This window comes from Paenarthrobacter sp. CCNWLY172 (genome assembly GCF_037402035.1).
Lineage (GTDB): Bacteria > Actinomycetota > Actinomycetes > Actinomycetales > Micrococcaceae > Arthrobacter.
This window is the reverse complement of the sequence record NZ_JBBEGB010000003.1, coordinates 265,750-288,342: the sequence shown is the minus strand read 5'-3', so window position 1 is coordinate 288,342 and position 22,593 is coordinate 265,750. Positions and strand designations below refer to the sequence as shown.

Annotated in this window: 21 protein-coding genes; 10 read left to right on the top strand and 11 right to left on the bottom strand. The window is 63.8% G+C overall.

Going from position 1 to position 22,593, the window contains the following annotated elements; genetic code table 11:
* Positions 1-149 precede the first annotated feature (149 nt).
* From WBN73_RS06165 to WBN73_RS06145, 5 genes are all read left to right on the top strand, one after another.
* Complete coding sequence (locus WBN73_RS06165) at positions 150-1,535, top strand: amino acid permease (protein WP_280623058.1); 1,386 nt, start codon at positions 150-152, stop codon at positions 1,533-1,535.
* 138 nt (positions 1,536-1,673) lie between these two features.
* The gene (locus WBN73_RS06160; RefSeq protein WP_337339690.1) at positions 1,674-2,726 is read left to right on the top strand and encodes a thiamine pyrophosphate-dependent enzyme; all 1,053 of its coding nucleotides are present in this window, start codon (positions 1,674-1,676) and stop codon (positions 2,724-2,726) included.
* The gene (locus WBN73_RS06155) at positions 2,719-3,789 is read left to right on the top strand and encodes an alpha-ketoacid dehydrogenase subunit beta (protein WP_337339691.1); all 1,071 of its coding nucleotides are present in this window, start codon (positions 2,719-2,721) and stop codon (positions 3,787-3,789) included. Before WBN73_RS06160 ends, WBN73_RS06155 begins: the two co-directional genes overlap by 8 nt.
* A complete protein-coding gene (locus WBN73_RS06150) occupies positions 3,782-4,111 on the top strand; it encodes a biotin/lipoyl-containing protein (RefSeq protein ID WP_017200407.1) in 330 nt (109 codons plus the stop codon). The genes WBN73_RS06155 and WBN73_RS06150 overlap by 8 nt, the downstream gene beginning before the upstream one ends.
* A 4-nt stretch (positions 4,112-4,115) precedes the next feature.
* Complete coding sequence (locus WBN73_RS06145) at positions 4,116-4,943, top strand: alpha/beta fold hydrolase (RefSeq protein WP_337339692.1); 828 nt, start codon at positions 4,116-4,118, stop codon at positions 4,941-4,943.
* Positions 4,944-4,980: 37 nt separating this feature from the next.
* Here WBN73_RS06145 and WBN73_RS06140 read toward each other — a convergent pair whose 3' ends face one another.
* Complete coding sequence (locus tag WBN73_RS06140; RefSeq protein ID WP_207593862.1) at positions 4,981-5,394, bottom strand: MarR family transcriptional regulator; 414 nt, start codon at positions 5,392-5,394, stop codon at positions 4,981-4,983.
* A 71-nt stretch (positions 5,395-5,465) separates the two neighbouring features.
* Between WBN73_RS06140 and WBN73_RS06135 the strand changes: the two genes are divergently transcribed.
* Entirely contained in the window at positions 5,466-6,149 is a 684-nt protein-coding gene (locus WBN73_RS06135) for a phosphoribosyltransferase (protein WP_337339693.1), read from the top strand.
* Between the two features lie 72 nt (positions 6,150-6,221).
* Here WBN73_RS06135 and WBN73_RS06130 read toward each other — a convergent pair whose 3' ends face one another.
* Positions 6,222-7,556, bottom strand: coding sequence for an MFS transporter (locus WBN73_RS06130; protein ID WP_172326041.1), 1,335 nt, complete (start codon positions 7,554-7,556; stop codon positions 6,222-6,224).
* Between the two features lie 131 nt (positions 7,557-7,687).
* Here WBN73_RS06130 and WBN73_RS06125 point away from each other — a divergent pair, with 131 nt between their 5' ends.
* On the top strand, positions 7,688-8,434 hold the full coding sequence (locus tag WBN73_RS06125; RefSeq protein WP_443193247.1) for an IclR family transcriptional regulator: 747 nt from the start codon (positions 7,688-7,690) through the stop codon (positions 8,432-8,434).
* Between the two features lie 141 nt (positions 8,435-8,575).
* Positions 8,576-9,376, top strand: coding sequence for a MoaF C-terminal domain-containing protein (locus WBN73_RS06120; RefSeq protein WP_280623062.1), 801 nt, complete (start codon positions 8,576-8,578; stop codon positions 9,374-9,376).
* 85 nt (positions 9,377-9,461) lie between these two features.
* Here the strand turns inward: WBN73_RS06120 and WBN73_RS06115 are convergent, their stop codons facing one another.
* Complete coding sequence (locus WBN73_RS06115; RefSeq protein ID WP_337339694.1) at positions 9,462-10,937, bottom strand: APC family permease; 1,476 nt, start codon at positions 10,935-10,937, stop codon at positions 9,462-9,464.
* Positions 10,938-11,172: 235 nt separating this feature from the next.
* On the opposite strand from WBN73_RS06115, the gene WBN73_RS06110 reads away from it, so the two are divergent.
* Positions 11,173-12,150, top strand: coding sequence for a helix-turn-helix domain-containing protein (locus WBN73_RS06110; RefSeq protein ID WP_337339695.1), 978 nt, complete (start codon positions 11,173-11,175; stop codon positions 12,148-12,150).
* A gap of 3 nt (positions 12,151-12,153) precedes the next feature.
* Here the strand turns inward: WBN73_RS06110 and WBN73_RS06105 are convergent, their stop codons facing one another.
* From WBN73_RS06105 to WBN73_RS06080, 6 genes are all read right to left on the bottom strand, one after another.
* Positions 12,154-13,512, bottom strand: a complete 1,359-nt coding sequence (locus tag WBN73_RS06105) for an MFS transporter (protein ID WP_337339696.1) — start codon at positions 13,510-13,512, stop codon at positions 12,154-12,156.
* Positions 13,513-13,616: 104 nt separating this feature from the next.
* A complete protein-coding gene (locus tag WBN73_RS06100) occupies positions 13,617-16,646 on the bottom strand; it encodes an SMC family ATPase (RefSeq protein WP_337339697.1) in 3,030 nt (1,009 codons plus the stop codon).
* Complete coding sequence (locus WBN73_RS06095; RefSeq protein WP_280623067.1) at positions 16,643-17,815, bottom strand: exonuclease SbcCD subunit D; 1,173 nt, start codon at positions 17,813-17,815, stop codon at positions 16,643-16,645. Before WBN73_RS06095 ends, WBN73_RS06100 begins: the two co-directional genes overlap by 4 nt.
* Before the next feature lie 71 nt (positions 17,816-17,886).
* Positions 17,887-18,837 (bottom strand): aquaporin, encoded by a 951-nt coding sequence (locus WBN73_RS06090; protein ID WP_207597586.1) that lies wholly within the window; start codon positions 18,835-18,837, stop codon positions 17,887-17,889.
* Between the two features lie 186 nt (positions 18,838-19,023).
* The gene (locus WBN73_RS06085; RefSeq protein ID WP_242703334.1) at positions 19,024-19,374 is read right to left on the bottom strand and encodes a DUF202 domain-containing protein; all 351 of its coding nucleotides are present in this window, start codon (positions 19,372-19,374) and stop codon (positions 19,024-19,026) included.
* Positions 19,375-19,387: 13 nt separating this feature from the next.
* Positions 19,388-19,744: a YidH family protein gene (locus tag WBN73_RS06080; RefSeq protein WP_337339698.1), complete on the bottom strand. Its 357-nt coding sequence runs from the start codon at positions 19,742-19,744 to the stop codon at positions 19,388-19,390.
* A gap of 82 nt (positions 19,745-19,826) precedes the next feature.
* Between WBN73_RS06080 and WBN73_RS06075 the strand changes: the two genes are divergently transcribed.
* Positions 19,827-20,897 carry an ADP-ribosylglycohydrolase family protein gene (locus WBN73_RS06075; protein ID WP_337339699.1) on the top strand — a complete coding sequence of 357 codons (1,071 nt, stop codon included), beginning with the start codon at positions 19,827-19,829 and terminating at the stop codon, positions 20,895-20,897.
* Between the two features lie 6 nt (positions 20,898-20,903).
* Here WBN73_RS06075 and WBN73_RS06070 read toward each other — a convergent pair whose 3' ends face one another.
* Together WBN73_RS06070 and WBN73_RS06065 are read right to left on the bottom strand one after the other, a co-directional pair.
* Positions 20,904-21,467 carry a DUF4395 domain-containing protein gene (locus WBN73_RS06070; protein ID WP_337339700.1) on the bottom strand — a complete coding sequence of 188 codons (564 nt, stop codon included), beginning with the start codon at positions 21,465-21,467 and terminating at the stop codon, positions 20,904-20,906.
* A 66-nt stretch (positions 21,468-21,533) separates the two neighbouring features.
* Entirely contained in the window at positions 21,534-22,544 is a 1,011-nt protein-coding gene (locus tag WBN73_RS06065; protein WP_207593879.1) for an exonuclease domain-containing protein, read from the bottom strand.
* Between the last annotated feature and the right edge of the window lie 49 nt (positions 22,545-22,593).

The following is a 22,593-nucleotide window of genomic DNA, read 5'->3' as shown; positions in this document are numbered from 1 at the left end:
TACCCATCACATCGCCACAGCAAAAAGTGATGTATCTTACAAACTGCGAGAATTATTCCACGGCTCTTGCTGCGTCGTCGACGCCCGCGTGCCAAGCCCATGAGGCCCACACGCCAAACCAGCATGCAATCCATAGAAGGTAGACACGTATGACAACGAAGTCCATCGCGGCTCCTGCCCCAACATCCGGCCTCGGCCATTCGCTCAAACCGCGCCAGCTCACCATGATGGGGCTCGGCAGTGCGATCGGAGCAGGCCTCTTCCTCGGCTCGGGCGCCGGGGTCCAAGCTGCAGGTCCGGCCGTGCTCATTTCCTACCTCGTCGCCGGCACGCTGATCATCCTGGTCATGTGGGCCCTCGGTGAGATGGCGGCTGCCAACCCCAACAGCGGCGCGTTCTCCGTGTACGCAGAGAAGGCCATGGGCAAGACCGCCGGCGGAACCATCGGCTGGCTGTGGTGGCTCCAACTGGTGGTGGTCATTGCCGCAGAAGCCATCGGCGCGGCCGGACTGTTGTTCTCGATCTGGCCCGTGATTCCCGTATGGATCCTCGCCCTGGTGTTCATGGTGGTCTTCACCGGCATCAACCTCGTGGGCGTCCGCAACTTCGGTGAGTTCGAGTTTTGGTTCGCCATCCTCAAGGTCGCCGCTATCGTCATCTTCCTGCTGATCGGCGCAGCGCTGCTCTTCGGATGGCTGCCGAACGTCCCCTCCCCCGGGCTCTCGACCTTCGGTGACTTTGCCCCCAACGGCATCGGTGGCATTGCTGCAGCACTGTTCGTCGTGATCTTCGCCTTCGGCGGAACCGAAATCGTCAGCGTTGCTGCCGCCGAAACCGAGAACCCCGCCCACAGCGTGGGCAAAGCCATTCGCACCGTGGTCTGGCGCATCCTGGTCTTCTACATTGGCTCCGTCTTTGTCATCGCAGCTGTTCTCCCGGTCGGTTCGGACGGACTGAAGTCTCCGTTCGCCGGAGTCCTGGACCTGGCCGGCATCCCGGGCGCCGGCGCTGCCATCACCCTGGTGGCCGTCGTCGCCTTGCTCTCTGCACTGAACGCCAACCTTTACGGCGCTTCCCGGATGATCTTCTCCCTCTCCGAACGCGGGGAAGCTCCCCGGTTCCTGTCCCGCCTGAGCGCTTCCAAGGTTCCGGTCGCCGCCGTCGGAATTTCCGTCGCTTTTGGCTTCATAGCAACGGTCCTGGAACTGCTGTTCCCCGAGAAAATCCTGCCCGCACTGCTGAACCTCGTGGGTTCGACCTGCCTGGTGGTCTGGGGCACCGCCTTGGTGTCGCAGCTCATCCTGCGCCGCAGGGCTGACAGGGAAGGCACAGAACTGCCGCTGCGCATGAAGGGCTTCCCCGTACTCACCATCATTGGCCTCATCCTGCTCGGCATCATTCTGGTGGTGGGCTTCGCCAACCCGGAAAGTGCCGGACAACTGATCGGAACGTTCATCCTGATCCTGGTCATCGCCGCCGGCTGCTTCATCAACGCCAAGTCCAAGGCCGCCAAGCAGCCCACACTCGTGGAGTAAACCGACTGTTCATCACCATCAAGAAGCCCTGCACAGTTTGTACTATGCAGGGCTTCTTTATGTGCCCAAATTGTGCAAAGTGTTTCCTATCAGCTGTGCTGTTTGCGCACAGCTCTACTGGGTGACTAGGGTCACAGCATGACGACCAAATCTGTGCTGGCCGCCGTCGATGACGACGCGGCCCCGCTCACCCACCATCAACTCCGTGAGCTGTACACGCTGATGGCAGCAGTCCGGCACCTGGACACCTCAGCCGTGGCCTGGCAGCGCCAAGGCATCATTCCCGGTTATGCCCCCGGGCTCGGCCAGGAAGCCGCGCAGGTAGGCAGCGGCTACGCCGTGGACCGGACCCGCGATTTTGTGTTCCCCACCTACCGCGAAATGGGCGTAGCCCGGGCCATGGGCCTGGACATGGTGGGCTACATGGCCACCCACAAAGCCACCTGGCATGGCGGCATGTACAACCCCTTGGAGTCCAGGTTCGCTCCCATCCAGGCTGTCGTGGCAGGCTCCGTCCTGCATGCTGTGGGATGGGCGCACGGCCAAACCCTCGCCGGCGACGCAGAGGGTGACCTGGGCGTCGCCATGACGTACTTCGGCGACGGCGCCTCCTCACAGGGTGACGTCCACGAAGCCATGAACTTCGCCGCCGTCATGAAGGCCCCCGTAGTGTTTTTCATCCAGAACAACGGCTGGGCCATCTCAGTCCCCACGGAACGCCAGGTGGCCGGCGGCTCCGTCGCGGCGCGCGCGGCCGGATACGGCATTCCGTCCCTGCAGGTGGACGGCAACGACGTGGTGGCTGTCTTCGAAGCGACCCGTTCTGCCTTCGCGCACTGCCGGGCAGGAAACGGCCCCGTTGTGATTGAAGCCATGACCTACCGGCGCGGCCCTCATTCCACCGCTGATGACCCGGGACGGTACCGCACGCTGGAGGAAGAACGCCTGGACGCAGGCGAAGATCCGCTGGAGCGGTTCAAACAGCGGCTGCTCACGGACGGCGTGGCCGACGAGGCCTTCTTCGCGGACGCGCAGCGATTGGCCGCAGAAGAAGAAGAGGCCGTCCGGGCGGGCATAGCGGACCTGGGTCCAAGGCCCGGCGCCGAAATGTTCAGCCTGGTCTTCCAGGAACCAACGCCAGCCCTTCAATCCCAGGCCACCGCGTGGCGCGAGGAGTCAGAACATGCCTGAGACCATCACCGATCTGCGACTAAAAGACAACAGCACGGAAACGGCTGCAGCCGGCGTACAGCAAGTGTCCATGCAGCAGGCGCTCAACCGTGCACTGGATGAGATCCTGGCCGAGAACCCCAAGGCCGTCATCTTTGGCGAGGACTGCGGACGGTTGGGCGGCGTGTTCCGCATCACCGATGGGCTGCAGGCCAAGCACGGCGAAGCACGCGTCTTCGACACTCCCTTGGCTGAGTCCGGCATCCTGGGCATGTCGGTTGGCCTCGCCATGGCCGGCTTCCACCCCATCCCCGAGGTCCAGTTCGATGGCTTCGCCTACCCGGCCATCAACCAGATCGTGTGCCAGATCGCCCGGATGAACTACCGGAGCCGTGGGACCCTGCCGATGCCCATCACGCTGCGCGTCCCCAGCTTCGGTGGCATCCGCGCACCCGAGCACCATGGTGAAAGCCTGGAGGCCCTGTTCGCCCATGTACCCGGCCTCAAGGTGGTCTCCCCTTCCACCCCGCACGACGCGTACCACCTTCTCAAGTACGCTGCCACGCGTCCGGACCCGGTGATCTTCATGGAGCCGAAATCCCGTTACTGGCAAAAAGGGCCCCTGGACGTCACCAACCCCACCCCAGGCACAGCAGCGCACGTCGACGGCGGCCTCACCGGCGCCCGCGTGGCCAGGGAGGGCCGGCACCTGACACTCATAGCGTGGGGTGCCATGGTTTCGCGGTGCCTGCAGGTTGCTGAACTGGCAGCAGAGGACGGCATCGACGTCGAGGTCCTGGACCTGCGCTGGTTGAAACCGATTGACGCCGAAGCACTGGCGCGGTCCGTCGGGAAGACGCGGCGCGCCGTCGTCGTTCATGAAGCGCCACTGACTTCCGGCCTCGGCGCAGAAGTTGCCCAGCTCATCACGCAGAGCTGTTTCGCAACACTCAAGGCGCCGGTGGAACGGGTCACCGGCTTCGACGTCCCCTACCCCTCCGGCGACCTCGAAGACGAGCACATTCCGAACATTAATCGCATCCTCTTTGGGATCCAACGCGTACTGGAGTATCGCCGTGGCTGAAATTTCCTTCCCGCTTCCCGATTTGGGCGAAGGCCTCATCGAAGCGACCGTGCTGGACTGGCTGGTGGAACCGGGCCAGCAGGTGGAACGCAACCAGCCCATCGTGGAGCTGGAAACCACCAAGTCCGCCCTCGAATTGCCCAGCCCACAGGCGGGTAAAGTGGTGCGTATTCACGGTGCGCCAGGTGACACGATCAACGTTGGCGAACCGCTGATCGTGTTCGAGGTCCCGGACGACACCGCCGGGATCGTGGGCACTGTTCCGAAGGACGAAGCACCCAAGCGCCGGGTCCGCCTGAGCGCCGTACTCGATGAGGACTGACACCATGACCGGCAGGCACACCGTGGAACAGCAGAGGCACACAGTGGAGGGCACCGATCCCGGACTGTTCGTCGAAGTCCATGAGCCGGCTGCCGATGCCGGGCTGCGGCCTGTCCTGTTGATCCACGGTTTCTCCTCGTCCAGCAAACTCAACTGGCAGGACAGCGGCTGGATCACCACGCTCCAGGACGCCGGCCGCCGGGTCATCACCGTGGACTTGCCGGGCCATGGGCGGAGCCACTCCCCCGAGGACCTGGACTCCTACACGCCCAGCCGCATCCGCGCGGATCTCCTCCAAATCGTCACCGACGCCGGAGCGCGGCCGTTGCGCGATGGCGACCCTTCAACGGGACTGGATGTGATCGGATACTCGCTGGGCTCGCGGCTTGCGTGGGAATTCGGAGCCACCCAGCCAGACCTGGTGCACAGGATCGTCCTGGGCGGACCAAGCTCCGCCGATCCCTTGGCAGCTTTCGACCTCGTTGCCGCACAACGCTACCTGGCCGACGGCACACCCATCGAGGACTCCTCCACGGCCGGACTGTTGAAGATGGCGCAGATGCTGCCCAGCAACAACCTGTTCGCCTTGTTGTCCCTCATTGAGGCCATCAAGGGAGAACCTTTCGATCCCGCCGAGGCTGCCCCGCACATGCCCCTGTTGCTGGTTGCCGGCGAGAGGGACGAGCGCGCGGCGAGCATGCCGGAACTGGCTTCCATTGCCGGCAAGCGTGGCGGCATGGTGGAAACCTTGGTCATTCCCGGACGGACGCATACGAATGTCATCACCAGCCGGGCCTTCAAGGACGCTGCGCTGGAGTTCCTTGGCGTCTAGTGCTGCAGCCCGCGGCGGCTGGTCCGGCTGACAGCAGTCAGCGGGCCAGCCGCTCCGCGTTAAGGCTCATGCGCTCCAGTACGCTGAGGGCCATTGCGTACTCGTCAATGCCAATCCCCATGGACAGGTCCTGCCGCGCTGCTTCCACCAACCGCTGGGCTTCGTGGTATTTTTCCCGTCCCCGGTCACTCAGGACCAGCCGGTCATCGACCATGGTGATCATCCCCCGACCAACCAGTGCCGCGAGTTCCCTCTCCCGCATCCGGATATCGTTACCCCACAACGGGTGCAGGGATTCCTCCAGTTGGTCCGGAAGCATGGCGCCCTCGGACAGGACACTGAGGGTCTGCCATTGACGGCGGCTGAGCTTGATCCTGGCCAGGATGCTGTCCAGTTGGGCTTCCAGCGCGGCATCCAGCCTCTTGATCCAATATCCGATGGGCTTGTTCACAAGCCCATGCTTTCAGCGGAGACCCTGCCGGGCAAGGTCTGGACGGTAGGCTTGGAACTGCAACGGATTTCGTGGAAGTGGAGCAGATGGGCATGCGTTTCAAGGACCGCGCGGAAGCCGGTCGACGCCTGGCTGAAGCCCTCCCCCAGCTAAGGGAGCAGCCGGACACCATCGTGTTGGGCCTTGCCCGCGGTGGAGTTCCCGTGGCCGCCGCAGCAGCAGCAGAGCTGTACCTGCCTTTCGGCGCTGTCCTGGTACGCAAGCTCGGCATCCCCGGCCGCGATGAAACCGCCTTCGGTGCCTTGGCCTGGTCGCAGGGGGATGTCCTCCGTATCGTCAACAAACCGTTGAGGGAACTCATCCTCACCCACGGCATCTCCCAGTCCTCGCTTGATGCTGTGGAAGCCCATGAACGCGCCGAGCTTCTCCGGCGGGCGCAGGAATACCCTGGCACTGGCCACGACCTTCGCGGAAAGACTGTGGTGCTGGCCGATGACGGACTCGCCACAGGTGCAACCATGCGGGCGGCTGTGGAAGCGGTTCGTTCTGCAGGGGCGCGCACTGTCATAGCCGCAGTGCCGGTTGCATCGCTGGAGGCCTCTACGTCATTGGCGCGGGTGTGTGACGCGGTGATAGTCCTTCACACACCCGGTAAATTCCATGCTGTCGGCGCTTTCTATGAGCGATTCGAACAACTCTCCGACCCTGATGTGGTGAGCCAGTTGGCAGGTGCTGCCGCTGGCGGCCGCAAGTAGCCGGCGTCGCACCTCACGCAAAAGCGGGTGCGGTCCGCTATGGACCGCACCCGCTTTTTCTTGTTGCAGCTTCTAGTGGTGAACGCTGTAACCCAGCGGCCGTCCACGGGTTTCCTTGGCGAGGATCACGCCAATTGCAGAGATGACGCACAGAACCATGATGTAGATGCCCACCGAGCCGGACCATTTGGTGGTATCCAGGAGTGCCTGGGCGATGAGCGGGGCAAAGGCACCACCCAGGATGGCCCCCAATGCGTATCCAATGGAGATTCCGGAGTAGCGGACCTGGGCCGGGAACATTTCTGCGTACATGGCGGACATCGGACCGTAGGACAGTCCCAAGCCGATGGTCAGGACGAACAAAGCGGTTCCGTAGAGCACGATGTCCTTGGAATCGATCAGCACGAACATGGGGATCATCCAGGCAAAGACCAAACCATAACCGATCAAGAACGTCTTGACGCGTCCGATCTTGTCCGACAACCAACCACCCACCATGGTGAAGATCAGCCAGCCGAACGAGGCGATGGTGGTGGCAAGCAGGACCTGCGGGGTGGGCATCTTCAATGTACGCGTGGCGTAGGAGATGAAGAAGGCGATCAGCAGATACCCGGCGGCATTGTTGGCGATGAAGATCAACGCAGCAAGGAGAACTTCCTTTTTATTCTTGCGGAAGAGTTCGCCCAAGGGCGCCTTGCTTTCGGCCTTGCGCTGGGCGATTTCCTTGAAGACAGGGCTTTCACCCACGGCCCGGCGGATGAGGTAGCCCACCACAATCAGGACCACTGACAACAGGAATGGCACGCGCCATCCCCATGAGGCGAAATCTTCCTTGGACATTCCCGACTGGAGCAGGAACAACAGGCCGGTGGCCAGGATCATGCCGATGGGAACACCGATCTGTGGGTAGGCGCCGAAAAGCCCGCGCTTCTTGAGCGGCGCATGCTCCACAGCCATGAGTGCAGCACCGCCCCACTCACCACCGGCGGAGAACCCTTGGACTACGCGCAAGGTAATCAGCAGGATGGGAGCCCAGACGCCGATGGTTGCGTAGGTGGGCAGCATGCCGATCAGCGCAGTAGCTGCACCCATCATGACCAGCGTCATGACCAGGACGGCCTTGCGGCCCATCCTGTCGCCGAGGTGTCCGGCAACGAAAGCCCCCAGGGGACGGAAGAGGAAGCTGATGCCGATCGTGGCAAAGGACAAAAGCTGGGCGACGCCCGGGTTGGACTTCTCCAAAGGAGAGAGGAACAGCGGCGCCAGAAGGGTCGCCGTGAGCTGGGCGAAGATGAAGAAGTCGTACCACTCAATGGTGGTGCCCACCAGTGTCCCGGCCAGAACCCGGCGCTCTTCGCGCTTGCTGCTGGGTCCTGACGGAGAGTCGACAGTGGAAGTTGCGGTCATTGGAACTCCATGGGGGTGAGGGTGACTGGTCGGTGCTTGACTTGCATTAACCGACAGAACGGTCAGTTAGGAAAGAATACTACAGTCTGTGACCCAAAGCACAGCCCCCTGGAAGTTCGCGCCAACATAGGATGGGTCGCATGAATCCCCGCAGCGATGTCCACCCTCCAACGGAAGCGGCGATACCAGCTCCGCCGTCTCAAACCCTCTCCCGGGGAATCCGCGCCCTCGAGATCCTCGCTGCGGCAGACAAGCCACTCAGTATTGCCGAACTCACCGAAGCTCTGGGCGTTCACCGCTCCGTGGCCTACAGAATCCTCCGGACGCTGGAAGACCATTCCCTGCTGGTACGCGACGACTCAGGACGGGTGCAGCCCGGACCCGGATTGGCCGTCCTGGCCAGCGGCGTCTCACGGAACCTTCAAACCGCGGCACTTCCCGAACTGACCCAACTCGCCAACGCCTTTCACATGACAGCCTTCGTCGCCGTATGGGACCACCAGGAATGCGTCACCCTGGTCACCGTTGAGCCACGACACTCAGGCGCTGCGCTCGCCCAACACCCCGGAAGCCGCCACCCGGTCAGCACAGGAGCTCCCGGAATAGCCATCCAATCCACCATGACCGAGGAACGCTGGCAGCAAGTCGGCTCAGGCAACCCCTACCGCCCCGAAGCCCATGAGGCGCGCCGACTCGGCTACGCCACCAGCCATGACGAGGTCATCGCCGGCCTGTCCTCCATCGCCGCCCCCATCCAGGTTCCGGGTGGACGGCCGGCCGCGATCGCCGTCGTCTACATCCGGCTCGATCAGGACGCCGACGCCGTCGGTAAAGCGCTCGCAGCCAGTGCGGCCCGGATAGAAAGCCAGCTGGCCTGAACTTTTCCCCAGGGCTGAACCTTTCTTTGCAGGTCAAGTGACGTGCCCCACAGCACAAGACGATGGCCGCGACGAAGCGAATACTCGAAAGAAGGACCGGACACGCCGTCCGGTCCTTCATTCGAGTCCAAGAAGGAACCCATGAGCCTGAATCTCCTCGACACCTCCAACTGGCTGCCACTGGACGGACTGGCCCCCGGCTTCGACGCCTACAAGGCACCCACAGTGCAGGACCTGGCAGGAAAACAGTTCTCCGTCCGCAATGACGGCGGCCCCATGACGTTCAGCTTCGACGACGAAGAGGTCCAATGGGCTGCGGCCGGCCACTCAGGAACCGCCCCTTATGAGGCCTTCCTCGTAGCCGAGGGCCTGTTCTACGCCCAATGGCAGAGTCAGGACGCTCCCGATCTCGCCGTTTCCCTGGTCCTGGACCTGCTGCATGGCAGGGCGCTCTACATTGGCGCCGCACTCGGCAGGGCAACAGCCTCCAGCGTCGCCGTCCACCACGATTTCCGCCCAGGAACGCTCGACGGTCACGACACCACGGGGGCGGCAATCTCAGAAAGCAACGCCCTCATTGGTCGCCGCGTTGAATGGGCGTACAGCGAATCCCACGCTTATGAGCACATCTACCTCAGCCCCACTTGGTACACATGGCAGTGCCTGGCCGGACCGGAGCGCGGATTGGCAGACACGGATTCCAACACCGTGCTACAGATCCGCCCGGGAATTTTTGTGTTCACCTGGCGCGAGAAAGTCATACCGTGCGGCTCGGTCACCATCGCCGACCACCGCGATCCCCACGCCATCAGGTCCCACGGCAGCCTCTTCGGGTGGGACGAGGCAGGCACGGAGCCCGTGCACTTCACCTTCGGCGCCCGCGGACGCCTGATCAGCATCAGCCGCCACAGCCCGGAACTCGACCCTGCTGCGGAGATGTAGCCCACCGGAACAGAACATCAACGGAAGACACGGAAGCCCCGGCGAGAGGAACACTCGCCGGGGCTTCCGTAAGTTTCGCCGGGATTCAGTCCTCGGCGCCGTGGCCAATCCGGGCGTACAGTGCCGGCTGCGAGCGCCGCAGGCGCAAGCCCCAGATGACACCAACAACTCCGGGCAGCAACACCAGCATCGGAAGGACAAACGTAGCGGCCGTGGACTCGGCCTGTCCCAGCAGGACGTTGAAGTTGGTCATGATGAGCACGAAGACGATGGCCAGAAGCACGAACCCCAGCCCAGGAGCGATCACCCTGACCCACAAGCTTGCCCCGTGCTGCTGCCGGCGGAAGAAGCCGATCACAGCCACCGACACTACGGTCATCAGCAGGACGAGGCCCATCGCGCCGCTGTTGGTGAGCCAGGTGAACATGGTCAAGACGGGGTACAGCCCGCCCAGTTCGGACCCGGCGCCGGCAATGGCGAAAGCGATGGTCACGACGACGGCAATCACCGTCTGCGCCAGCGAACCGGCGAAGGGCGCCCCGCTTTCTGTCCGCACCTTGGCCAGCACCGGCGGCAGGACACGCTCGCGGCCGAGGGAGAAGAAATAGCGGGCTACTGCGTTGTGGAAGCTGACGAGTGCTGCGAAGAGGCTGGTCACGAAGAGGACCTGGGCGATGTCGCTGAGCAGTACGCCTGCGTTGGCACCAAGGAACGCGAACATCATGTCCGGCCCGCTGGCCGCCGCTGATTCGACCACAGCAGAGGGGCCGGCGCCCACGGTCATGGCCCAGGCTGATACGGCGTAGAACACTGCGATGATTCCCACGGCTGCGAACGTCGCCCTGGCAACGGTGCGCTTGGGGTCCTTGGATTCCTCACCGTAAATGGCAGCGGACTCGAAGCCCATGAAGGCAGCGATACCGAAGGACAGGACTGCTCCGATCCCGGGAACGAACAGGCTTTCGGGGCTGAACGTTGCTGCACTCATGCCTTCGGGGGCCACAGCAAGGCTGATGACGTCATACACAATGACCACCAGGAACTCCAAGGCCACCAGAACGCCAAGCACCTTGGCGGACAGGTCTACCCGGTTGACTCCCAGCCACCCAACAATGGCGATGCAGACCAGCACAGGGATCCACCAAGGAACACTGATGCCAAGCCGCGCAGACAGGAGCGAGGACACGGTGAAACCGAACAAGCCATAGATACCCACTTGCATGAGGTTGTAAGCCATGAGGGCCATCAGTGATGCTCCCACGCCGGCCGGCCTTGAGATGCCCTGCGCAATGTAGGCGTAGAACGCCCCAGCGTTGGTGACGTACCGGCTCATGGCGGCATACCCCACAGCGAAAAGCGCCAAAATTCCACCCAGAATCAGGAAAGACAGTGGCACCCCGGTGACACCGGTGACCGCGAAAGTGGTGGTGACGCCGCCTGCGAGCACGGTCAGCGGCGCCGAGGCCGCGATGATCATGAAAGTTACTGCTGGTACGCCGAGCCGCCTTTTGGTGCCTACGGCTCCGGCCGCCCTGCCCTTGACGGGGTTGTCCACGCTCATAGTGTGCTCCTGCCTCGGTGCCGCGGGAGAATGCGCGGCACGGTGTCTGTCATTCCGCAATCTTCCACCGCAGAAGCATGGCGTGACTTGTCTCACACGGCAGGGTGTTTGTCGGTCCACGCATGCACGGTCCCGGCCTGGTCCCCGGTGTAGAATCGTGGGCAAGCTCACGTCCGCCCAACCGACATTCCCGCCCCAGTGGCAGCGGCGCCGCGGGCCACTGAAAGGGAGTTTGATGACCGTCGCGGCTGATACGGGCCCCGCAACCGTGGAAACCATCGTGGCGGAGTCGTTCCAGGAGTGGAGCAAGGCAATCTCCACCTCATTCGTGCCCTTGTTGGCGACGGGTCCCACCAATTCGTCCTTCCAAGGCTCAACCTTCCACGGCACTATGCGTGCACGCGTGCTGGGGCAGATCTCCGTGGTGGAGGTTACCGCCGGACCCCATACCGTCCAGCGCACACCCGAGCTGATTGCCAGGTCCACGGGCCGCTTCTTCAAACTCAGCATCCAGCTCGCTGGATCGGGCCGCCTGGTTCAGGACGAACGCGAGGCCGTGCTGCACCCGGGTGATCTCTCCATTTATGACACCTCCCGCCCTTATCAATTGACGTTCGACGACGACTTCCGCACCTTGGTGCTGATGTTCCCGCACGTTTTGCTGGACCTGCCGGCCGAGGCCATGGGCCATGTCACTGCCTTGCGCATTCCGGGCGATGAGGGCCTAGGCCAACTCATCAGCCCCTTCCTGGTAAGACTGGCCGACAATCTTGAAGCCCTGTCGGGCACCAATGGTCTCCGGCTGGTGCATAACGCGCTGGACCTCGTGACCACACTCTTCAATGGCGAGCTTGACCAGCTGATCGAGACCGGACGGGATCCGCATCTGCTGCTGCTGGGGCGTATCCACGACTACATCGAGGCGAACCTCGGTGATCCCGAACTCTCGCCCGGAACCATTGCCGCTGCCCATTACATCTCGACCCGGCACTTGCACGATCTCTTCCAGGAAATCGGTACCACCGTGGCCTCTTCCATCCGGCAACGGCGGCTCGAACGGTGCCGGCGCGACCTGAGGGACCCTGTGCTGACTGATCGCCCCGTCACCGCCATCGCAGCACGGTGGGGGTTTACCGACGCCGCCCATTTCAGCCGCATCTTCCGGGCAGCCTTCGGGAACTCCCCCACCGGCTACCGCAACGAGGCCGTGTAGCAACTACGACTGAGGCCGGCGCTTCATCACCAGGGACGTCACAACGCCCAGCAGCAGCAGGCCAGCCGCGGCGGCCATGGAAACGACGAATGCTGCACCCGGCCCCTGCGTCTCGGCCAGTTGCCCAGCCAGGTACGCGCCCAGAGCCGTACCAGCGACGATTCCGCTGGCGAGGGCTGTCATGACCGTTGCCATACGGCCGGCCGGTGCCACGACGCCGCCAATGCTGAAGACCGTGACCATCACAGGCCCCACCGGAATACCCAAAATCAGCAAGACAAAGACCATCGGCCAAATACCGCCGGGCAAGAGCAGCAAAAGCGACAAGGCCGACATCGCCAGCGCGGCCGCAACCCAGCGGGAGGCCAGGCTGAACCGCTGTGGCCAGAACGCGACCGACAACGCAGCCACCGCAGAGCTCAAGCCCATCACCGCGTAGAGGATCCCCGCGATTTCGGCGGTGGCGTACTGGGCAGAGAAAGCACTCAACGCATTTTGCGTCGCCCCAAAGAAGGTACCCATGCAGACCATTGCCAGCACAGGTACGGCAACCACAGCACCGGCCCAACGATTGCGGCGCTGCGGACCAGCCTGCGCGGGCTGCTCGGAAGGCACGACGCCGGAAGCCGCCTTGCGAGGCGCTGGAACCACAGCATGCTGGCTGGGGTGGACGGCGAAAGCCGGCACCAACGTGATGGTCATGACCGCAGCCAGGGCAAGTGGCAACCATGGGGCCACCATGCTGGCCAGGACACCCACCAGCGCCGGGCCAAGGACAAAGGTGACCTCGTCCGCGGTGCCCTCGTAGGACAGCGCGGTATCGAGGTCTGCGCGGTTTGCTGCCACGCTCCTGCTGCCGTTGGCTGCCGAGGGGGCAAGGTTCCGGGTAGTCAAAGCCATCCACCGCACCCTGGCCATCGGGCCGACTTGCGGGCAGCTGGCACCTGCAAGGAATGACGCGATGAGGACACCGACAGCGTCGCTTGCGGAACCGTAGGCCGGCGTCAGGTAGGCCGCCGCAAGAAGTCCGGCGACCGCCAAAGCGTTCATGACAGCGGCCACCAGGAGCACGATCCGCTGCCCTGCGCGGTCGGCCAGGGAACCGAGGACAGGGGCACCCAGGGCCGAACCAATGCCGACAGCTCCGGCAGCCATGCCACCGATGGCGTAGGACTGGCTGACGGCCGTGACGAGGGTCAGGGTTCCGACGGTGAGCATGGCCAGCGGAAGGCGGGCGAAGAGGCCCAAGGGCAGGAACCCGGGTCCTGCAAGTTCCGGGAGCCGCGCAAAACGGCCGGGCAGGCGGGAGGGGCGTGATGGTGCAGAAGACAGAGGCTGGGAAGCCACAGAAGATTTTTCCATTAATCCGGGTTCGCTAAAGGATGCGCATCGTCCCTCCTCCCGATGCGCGCGACCCGGTGTAACGGGTTAAGTCTATCGGATATGTTCCCAGCAGGAAGTATGGCCTAGGCAGGAACCAATTCGGCGATTCGCACGGTGGATCCGTGGCGGCCCTTTACCACCTGCACCTGGCTGGTGATCCGTTGTTTCATCTCGGCAACATGGCTGACCAAGCCAACTACCCTGCCGCCGTCGCGCAGTCCTTCCAGAGCATCCATCACTTGCTCCAGTGCTTGCTCGTCGAGGCTTCCAAAACCCTCGTCGACGAACAGTGTCTCGATGTCCACGCCACCAGCCTCTTGCTGGACAACATCGGCCAGGCCAAGCGCCAGGGACAACGAGGCCATGAAGGATTCGCCACCGGACAAGGTGGAGGTGTCCCGGCGCTGGCCGGTCCACTCGTCCACCACTTCCAGCCCCAGCCCGGACTTTGCACCCCGCGCTGCCTTGGCATCCGTATGCTGCAAGGTATAGCGGCCATCACTCATGGCAACGAGCCGCTCGGAGGCGGCGATGGCTACCTGTTCCAGCCGGCCGGCCAAAACGTATGTGTTCAGGCTCATCCGGTAACTGTTATCACCGGATCCCCTCACTGTGTCCGCCAACTCTGCCAGAAGCCGTGCCTTGTTCCGCGGCTCCTTGCCGGCGTCAGCGAGTTCAAGGTAGGCCTTCCGAAAACGAGACACAGCTTCGGACGACTTTCCAGCCAGGCCCGCAGCCAGAGCTGCGGCACGGGCCTTGTCCGCAGCATCCGCTGCCAGCAGTTTTACCCCGGCAAGTTCGGTATCCGGCAGCGGAAGCTCGCCAATACTCACTTCCTTGGCTGCCAGAACCAGGTCCTCGCCGGCAAACAGTTCATCGAGGCGGGAAGATTCAGCGTCGAAATCGGCCAGGTCCTTCTCAAGGCCTACAACATCGGCGGGCGGCAGGAGTTCACGACGCGCTTCTTCGGCAGATCCGAATCCGGATTCCGGCAGGACCCGGCCGAGAGAGGCGATGGCATCTTCCTGTGCCTGCACGGCACTTTCGACGTTGCGTTCGGCATCAGTTGCTGCCTGCAGCAGTGTGCGCTCGGCGGACAAGGCGTCCAACCTTTCACGCAGGCTCGGAAAGCCGCCCCTCAAACCAGCCAGTTCCTTCTCCAGGTCAGCATGCTGTTCCTCCAGCAGGGACACCTCCGAAGACGCCTGGGCTGCATTGGCCAGGGACCCGGACAGTTCTTCCTCCACGAGGTCGATGCGTTGGGCAAGGGATTGCTGCCGGCTGCGCAGCGTCTCCAAGGACGCTGCTGCCTTGCGGGCCGCAGAGAGAGCCTGCTGGGCATCCGCACGCTTGGACTCAGCCTCAGCCGCATCCGCAGACCCTCCTTGGGCCTTCAGCCCGGCGAGAACCTGGGCCGCCTCGGAGACTTGCCCTGCGAGCTCTCCCACGGCTCTCTCAGTGGCGTCGAAACGCTCCTTCAGCTCTTCCTCTTCCTGGGCAAGGGAGAGGGCTGATCGTACTGCGGCAGCTGGATTCGGGTGGTCTTCGCTCCCACACACCGCACACGGTACGCCGTCTTCCAAGGCCGCAGCCAGTTCCCCAGCTGCATTGGCGAGGCGCAGCTCCCGGATGTCGAGCCACTGCTGGCGGACGTCCTGCGACGCCGACCGTGCTTGGAGATGCTTTCCGGTGATGTCCTCCAGGTCATCGGCGGCAGCCGCATACCGACCCACGATCCCTACCAACTCGGTGGCCGCGGCAGCCTCCCTTTCAAGCTCCGACAGCTTCTCAGCAACGGGTTCCAGGGGCCCGATGTGCGACTCCACTGTGGCAACCTCTTCACGGAGCTTTTCCAACGCGGAGCGCGCCGCTTCCGATGCTGCGGCATGTTCAGCCGACTCGGCGCGTTTGGCCACCATGCGTGTTGCCAATCCGTCCAATCGCTGCTCATCGGGAAGACGAGCCTCCAGCACAGCGCAGCTTGCCTTGACGACCTCCAGGGAAGCGGTGGGGTTCACAGGGTTCACGCCTGCTTCGTCCATTGTCGAGCGAATCCCGGCTGCGAGGGCTGTAGCGGCCTGGAGCTTGCGCGCTGCGGCATCAACGGCTTCCAGTTGGCCGCTGAGCACGGCGGCGCGGCGATGCCGGCTAAGCCTCTCCCTGTTCTCATGTGCACGGGGGGCAGCCAGCTCCAGCAGGATCCGCCGCTGCATTGCGGCGCCAAGACGCCCGTGACGCAACGCTTTCTCCTGGGCTTCCTGGAATTTCCCGGCGAGTCGGGCCGCCGCGGACTCCGCTTCCGTGGCCTCGTCCTGACGACGCTGCCAAACGGCAACTACCTCGGCTTCCGCCTCGGCAAGCCATTCCTCGGGCTCTTGTCCTGCCGTGATGGTGGCCGCGGTGCCTGCTGAATCCCCTGGTGCGGCTTGGTGATCGTCCAGTTGTTGACGCTCCGCGGCAACCCTGTCCAGCAGCATGGTCAGTTCCGCCGTATTCTCCTGCACTGCGCCGGCCGCGACGGCAGCTTGCTGGGCGAGGTGGCGTTCGACGGATTCGAAACGTTGCGTGCCGAAGAGTTTCTGCAGGAGTTCGAGGCGGTCGCCTGCCTTGGATCTGAGGAAGGCGGCAAAGTCACCCTGTGGCAGCATAACTACCCTTGTGAATTGCTCCCGGTCCATTCCCAGGACGTCGGAAAGTTCAGCTCCTACCTCGTCATTCCTGGAGGACTTCTCTTCCCAGGTTCCATTCACCCGTTCCCGGAGGAGGGTCTTGGCCTGCTGCGTGGTGAAGCCATTGCGCCCACGGGCACTGGGACGATCCCATGCGGGCGAGCGCGTCACTTCGAAACGACGTCCCCGGGCAGAGAACTCGCACACCACACGTGGTTCAGCACCGGGCGCCGCGTGATCGCTGCGGAGTCGTTTGCCTTCCTGACGGGCGCCTGGAACGGACCCGTACAGGGCAAAGCAGATGGCATCCAGGATGCTGGTCTTCCCGGCCCCGGTGGCGCCGTTGAGGAGGAACAATCCCTGCGCACTGAGTTGGTCGAAGTCGATGTGCTGGGGCGTGGCGAACGGGCCAAACGCTTCGATATCCAAGCGGTGGATTCTCACAGCTCCGCCTCTTCCAACCGGACAGCTTCAAGGGCCTCTTTCAATGCGGCTTCTTCTGCATCTCCGGAACCGCGGCCCCGGACATGTTCCAGGAAGCCGCAGCAAACGTCGAGGTCATCTTCGGCCTCGGCGAGCCGGCTGCTGTAGCTCGTCCCGGCCCGGGACTCACCGCCTTCGGGGTCGAAGGCAAGGACCAGTGTGTCGGGGAAGCGGCTGCGCACCCTGTCCATCGCCTGGGCAGGCCGCACGGCATCCGTCAACGTGATCTGGCAGTAGGCACCTTCCGCCCAGGCATGTTCCCCGGATGCCAGCAGTTCCTCCAGCGGGCCGCGCAGCATGGCCAGTGGTTTGGGCGACCCCCACAGGACCTCTTCGACTCCGACGGCGCCGCCTGGGCCGATGTCCACGAGCCAGGCACCCTTATGGTGCTTGGCTTCGGAGAAGGAATAGGCCAGCGGCGAGCCGGAGTAGCGGACGTTGGGAGCCAGCTCCTGGCGCCCGTGGAGGTGGCCCAATGCGGTGTAGGCGAAGTCCTCGAAGAGATCCAACGGCACGGCTCCCAGTCCACCGATACTGAGGTCTCTCTCACTGTCCGAGGAAATGCCTCCGCTGGCGAAAGTGTGCGCAAGGACTACTGGGTAAACAGGTCCGGCTTCCCGACGGTGCCCGACATCGCGCCGAATCCGTTCCACAGCCGCCAAAGTGACGTCGAAGTGGTTGGCGGTATCGACGCCCATGCGCTCGGCCACCAGCCGGGGCTCAAGATAGGGAATGCCGTAGATGGCGACATCCCCATGGCTGCGGTCCGATCCCAGCGGAAAAACCACCGGTTCGTCCAGGTCCTCCACCCGGGTCCGTAAGTGCACTCCCCCGCGCTCCAACAGCCGGGAGGCAAAGCCCAGCCGGATGGCGGAGTCGTGGTTGCCGCTGGTCAAGACAACGGCGGCGCCTGCCTGGGTGATCCGGACAAGCGCATCATCGAGGAGTTTCACCACGTCCAGGCCCGGCAAAGCGCGGTCATACACGTCGCCGGCTATCAGGACGACGTCAACGGACCTGGCTTCGACAACCGATACCAACTGGTCCACGAAATCGCGCTGGGCTTCGAGCATGCCTACGCCGTGAAATGATCGGCCAAGGTGCCAATCCGAAGTGTGAAGTAACCGCATATTCCCAAGTTAACCGGGTGTACTGACAATAAAGCGCAGGCAAGCCGACCGCCGTCGATCCTGTCTGGTTGCTAGCCCTTTTTGCCGTCGAAGAAGTCGCGGGCGTCATCGTCGGCGGCCGCAGCAGGTGCTGGTGCAGGGTTGACGGTGTCCTTCTTCGCAGAAGCCTGCTGCTCCTTGGCGCCACTGGTTCCGGCGCCGACCTCAGTGAGGTCGTGATCGGCGTCGAAGGCAGCATTGACGTCGTCATCATGGGCGGCCTGGAAGTCCGCCGACCCGGCACCGTTGCCTTCCGCAAGACCCTGGAAGCCACGGAAGACCAGCCCGGCCAGCGCCGCGCCCAACAGCGGTGCCACCCAGAAGAGCCACAGTCCTTCGATGGCCCAGGAAGAGCTGAAGAATGCCTGTGCCGTGGCCCGCGCAGGGTTGAAGGGAAGGTTGCCCAGAACCTGGCCGAACTGAAGCAGCACAACCATGGCCAGGCCCACAGCGAAGGGAGCCAGGGCGGGAACCGCCCTGCGGCCGGCCGTCGCCCCCAGGAAGACTGCAACGAGCAGGGCAGCACCAAGGATTTCAACCATCAGGACCCCAGCCATCTGCGTTTGGGCTGCAGCATGTTCACCGTAGCCCGGCGCCACAACGTCAAAGGCGGCGCGGGCGTCCTTCAGCACGGGGACTGTGGTGACCACAAAGTAGATCAGCGCGGCACCAACAACGCTGCCGATGAGCTGCGCCGCCAGGTAGGCCACGGCGGCTACTGCCCGGATCCGACCGGCAATCAGGTTGCCCAGGGTGATGGCCGGGTTGAAGTGCCCACCGGACACATGCCCGAACGCCAGCATGGCCACTGTCACGGTGAGCCCGGCGGCGAGGGCCACGGGTACGGGCGCCCCGCTGGGGTTGGAGAAAATCCCGACACCCACCGCCACGACCACAATGAACATCGATCCCAAAGCTTCAGCCGACAACCGGGCAGTGAGCCCCGGCTGGTGTTCGGGTGTGGCCTGTACAGGAGAGGTCATGTCGAAGGTGTCCTTACGGTTGATCTGGATGCTGGCCTTGCTGGCCCCGCAGCGTGCTGCAGGCTCTGATGTACTGCTGACGGCTGCCCGGAGCGTCAAGGGCGTTGGCAAGCCTGGCCGGAAGCCGATGGCCCTTGAGCATTGTCCCAGCCGAGTCTGGGCAGTTGCTGAATCCCGCCTCCGAGCTTATCCGCCCAAGGCTATGGCCGCGATCGCCGTACCGCCAAGGCCCATCACGGCCACGGTGCTGACCAGTACCAGCCGCGCGGAAGCAGCGTTGGTTCCGGCCTGGAGCTGGCGTGAGCGAACCCACACCGCCGAGGCCAGGACGATGGTGGCGGCGGCCGCCACGAGGGCGCAGATGCCTTGGTAGTCAAGTCCCGGGAGCCCGGCGGCGGCGCTGGCGGTGGATGGCTCGGACGTCAGCCAACTCCGCCAAATGAACAGGTCAACGACCACCAACGAAATCAAGGTCCTGCGCCAGGCCAGGGTTGTTCGCTCCGGTTGGAGACCGGGATCGCGGACTTCCACACTCACAAGATGTCCTTATTCACCGGGCAACCAGGATCAGCACCGCGAAGGCGAGGGCTGCCAAAGCCACCACGATGGTCATGAACATCATCACGCGGGAGAACGGAAGGGCTTGGTCGTTGCGCATTGCCGCTTCCATCTGCCCCCACCTGCGGTAGGACAAGGCGGCCAAACCCGCTCCAACCAGCGCCAGCAAGACGCAGAGGACCAGTCGAACGGGGGTCGGCGCGATGTTGGGAGCCAACTGGTCAACAGCCACCGCCCCGGCAAGCAGGGCCAGGGAGGTGCGGATCCACGCAAGGAAGGTACGTTCGTTGGCAAGCGAGAACCTGTAATCAGGTGTCTTGCCGGTCCGTCGCCAAGCAGGTTCACGCACGCAGTCTCTCCAGGGTTTCATCGGTGCCGGGCAGCTTCCCCACCATACCAGCGGGCGTTCGCGGGCACGGTAAGTTACTGGCATGAGTGTTGAACCTTCTTCCCCTGTTGCGCCATCCTTCGAATCCCGTGTCCACGGCTCACTTTTGGGTGGAGCACTGGGCGATTCCCTTGGTTACGCCGTGGAGTTCGATTCCATCGCAGCGATCCGCGCGCACTATGGTGCTGCCGGGCTGACCGGGTTTGGCCAGCTCGGGGACGCGAGCCACTTTTCAGACGACACCCAGATGACGCTGTACACCGTTGACGGTCTGGTGGAAGCCCTCGAATGGGCGAACGACGGTGTGGCAGCTGACGAGATCGCCTGCCTGTGGCTCGCCTACCTGCGGTGGCTCAAAACCCAGGACGTCGCTGTCGCCTCTTCCGCCCCTGTACCCCAGCCCCGGTGGATCGACGCCCAGGAAGTGCTCCGGCACCGCAGGGCACCGGGAAACGCGTGCCTGAGCGGCCTGGCAACCGGTCAGATGGGCACCGTCGCTCGCCCGGTCAATCCCGACTCCAAGGGATGCGGTACGGTGATGCGCTCGGCTCCCTTCGGACTGATTCCGCACATCTCACGGGAGGCCGTCTACAAGCTGAGCTCCGATGCCGCGTCCCTGACGCATGGGCACCCTTCGGCCCGCCTCAGTGCGGCGGCTTTCAGTTTGCTGATCCATCACATCGTGGCCGGACACGACGTCCGCAGCGCTGCCAACGAGGCACTCGACTACGTGAACGGTGTTCCCACCAAGGCCCCGGAACTCGGCGAAAGGCTGGAAGCGGCCTTGCAGTTGTCTCAGCAGTCCACCGCCCTGAGCCCTGAAGACCTGACCGCAGCGCTCGGCGAGGGCTGGATCGCAGAGGAGGCACTCGCCGTCGGGCTCTACTCCGTTTTGGCCACGAGCGGCAGTTCGCCGGCGGACCATTTCCGCAACGCGATCGCAGTTGCCATCAACCACAGCGGCGACAGTGACTCCACTGGATCCATCGCCGGCAACATACTGGGGGCCTTCTACGGTGAAGAATGCCTCCCAGGCGCCTGGCTTGAGGCTTTGGAAGCACCCGAGGTCATCCGCGGCATGGCGGGAAGGCTCCTCGCCGTCACCACTGGCTGACGGGTACTACGTGGTGCTGCGCAGCGTGATGTTGTTGCAGGCCTCGCAAATTTCGGCCGGAATGAGGCCACGGCGCTGCAGTAAGCCGAAGATCGCGCAGCCGAGGCAAAATCCGACGAACGCTTCCAAGGACGCCGCTACGATCAGAAGCGCCAGAAGGAGCCACGCGGCCGGCTGGTAGCCGATGAAGAAGAGAACGACGGCGGCACTCGTCAAAGCGGCACCGATGCCTTGCGCGAAACGCTTGGGCGGACCGGCCACCAGCTTGGCGTGTCCGATCCGTGGTGCCAGAACCTTGACAGACAGCAGCGCCAACGGAGAGATCCGGGGACCAAACAGCACGCGGAGCCAGAAGCCGGCGGCAATAATCACCAAACCCCAGCCCCAGCCGGTCAGCAGGGTTGCGACGGCCAGGACCACTACCAACCCGGCCGTGATGCGGGCGGCGTATTCGTTCACGGGGTTGGGAAACGCGAAAACAGCCCGCCAACCAACCGCAGGGCGCGCAGGACGATCATGAACATCGGCTTGCTGGCGAACCGGTGCTGGAGGAAGTGCGGGCTTGGCCATGCCCCAAGGCTAGGAGCGCATCTCCCCCAGCGGGAAGCATTGTTGCGCAGTATGACCCTTTGCGGGTCAGGCACCGCCCACCATTTGCAGGAACTCGCCCTCGGACACAACCTCGATCTGCTGGCCTTTGGCATGCAGTTCCAGGACCCGCTTGGCTTTGCCAGTGAGTCGTCCGGCGCGAAGGTCGCCTGCCACAAAGCCATCGCCAACTATAAGCACGGTGGTCCTTGCCGTCACCCGGCTTTCGGGGCGTGCTCCCATGTCCGCGGCCCGCGATTTGGCTTCCGGCCGCGTGATCGCGAGATCACCCGTGAAAACCACTGTCTGCCCGAACAAAGGATGCCCCGGCTCCGCGGCGGGATTGGGCAGGGGGTTGGGCCCTTCCTCAGGCCAGGCCGACCATCCACTGGGGCCGCCAACGGCTCGTTCCAGGGCACCCTCTGCCGCACCTCGCGTTGTGGCCGCGAGCGCGGAGAGGGTCGCTTTGGAAAGGCCCTGCGCTGGGTCGAACGCCGGCTGCTGGGGGAGGTTAAGACCCAGGGAAAGGTAGAGCTCGGCGATGCTGTTGGCGTTGTTCCGCCGGGCGATGTCCACCAGGATACCGGCGCAGGCCCGGGCGTCCTCGGCGGCATCGTGATGGTTGACCAGGGGCACGCCGGCCTCCTCCGCGGCATACGGTAAGGAGTTTGACACCAGCGAGTAGCAGCGCCGGGACAGCATCACCGTGCAGACGTAGTCATAGGCCGGTCCGGCCAGGCCTGATACTTCAAGACCGGAACGTATGACCCCGAGGTCGAAGGCTGCGTTGTGCGCGGCCAGGACGTCGCCACCTATGAAGGCGCCGATTTCCGGGAAGAGTTCACCGAACCGCGGGCGGCCGGCAACGTCCTCGGCGCGGATGCCGTGGATGCGGGTGTTGTGGAACTCGAAGTGGTCGTGGTTCTCCGGTGGGCGCATCAGCCAGGACGCTTCCTCCACTACAACCCCGCCACGGACTTTGCTGAGGCCTACCGAACAGGGCGATCCCCGGAAGCCGTTGGCTGTTTCAAAGTCGATCGCCGTAAAGTCCAATGCCACTGGACAAGGTTACAGCCGAAAAAGGCCGCCCTTTCCGATTTCCGCAGTG

Excerpts from the sequence above, each read along its gene's own strand:
- WBN73_RS06165 (WP_280623058.1), top strand. The coding sequence starts at position 150 with ATGACAACGAAGTCCATCGCGGCTCCTGCCCCAACATCCGGCCTCGGC.
- WBN73_RS06160 (WP_337339690.1), top strand. The coding sequence starts at position 1,674 with ATGACGACCAAATCTGTGCTGGCCGCCGTCGATGACGACGCGGCCCCG.
- WBN73_RS06155 (WP_337339691.1), top strand. The coding sequence starts at position 2,719 with ATGCCTGAGACCATCACCGATCTGCGACTAAAAGACAACAGCACGGAA.
- WBN73_RS06145 (WP_337339692.1), top strand. The coding sequence starts at position 4,116 with ATGACCGGCAGGCACACCGTGGAACAGCAGAGGCACACAGTGGAGGGC.
- WBN73_RS06130 (WP_172326041.1), bottom strand. The coding sequence starts at position 7,556 with ATGACCGCAACTTCCACTGTCGACTCTCCGTCAGGACCCAGCAGCAAG.
- WBN73_RS06125 (WP_443193247.1), top strand. The coding sequence starts at position 7,688 with ATGGGTCGCATGAATCCCCGCAGCGATGTCCACCCTCCAACGGAAGCG.
- WBN73_RS06120 (WP_280623062.1), top strand. The coding sequence starts at position 8,576 with ATGAGCCTGAATCTCCTCGACACCTCCAACTGGCTGCCACTGGACGGA.
- WBN73_RS06115 (WP_337339694.1), bottom strand. The coding sequence starts at position 10,937 with ATGAGCGTGGACAACCCCGTCAAGGGCAGGGCGGCCGGAGCCGTAGGC.
- WBN73_RS06110 (WP_337339695.1), top strand. The coding sequence starts at position 11,173 with ATGACCGTCGCGGCTGATACGGGCCCCGCAACCGTGGAAACCATCGTG.
- WBN73_RS06105 (WP_337339696.1), bottom strand. The coding sequence starts at position 13,512 with ATGGAAAAATCTTCTGTGGCTTCCCAGCCTCTGTCTTCTGCACCATCA.
- WBN73_RS06095 (WP_280623067.1), bottom strand. The coding sequence starts at position 17,815 with ATGCGGTTACTTCACACTTCGGATTGGCACCTTGGCCGATCATTTCAC.
- WBN73_RS06090 (WP_207597586.1), bottom strand. The coding sequence starts at position 18,837 with ATGACCTCTCCTGTACAGGCCACACCCGAACACCAGCCGGGGCTCACT.
- WBN73_RS06075 (WP_337339699.1), top strand. The coding sequence starts at position 19,827 with ATGAGTGTTGAACCTTCTTCCCCTGTTGCGCCATCCTTCGAATCCCGT.
- WBN73_RS06070 (WP_337339700.1), bottom strand. The coding sequence starts at position 21,467 with ATGGCCAAGCCCGCACTTCCTCCAGCACCGGTTCGCCAGCAAGCCGAT.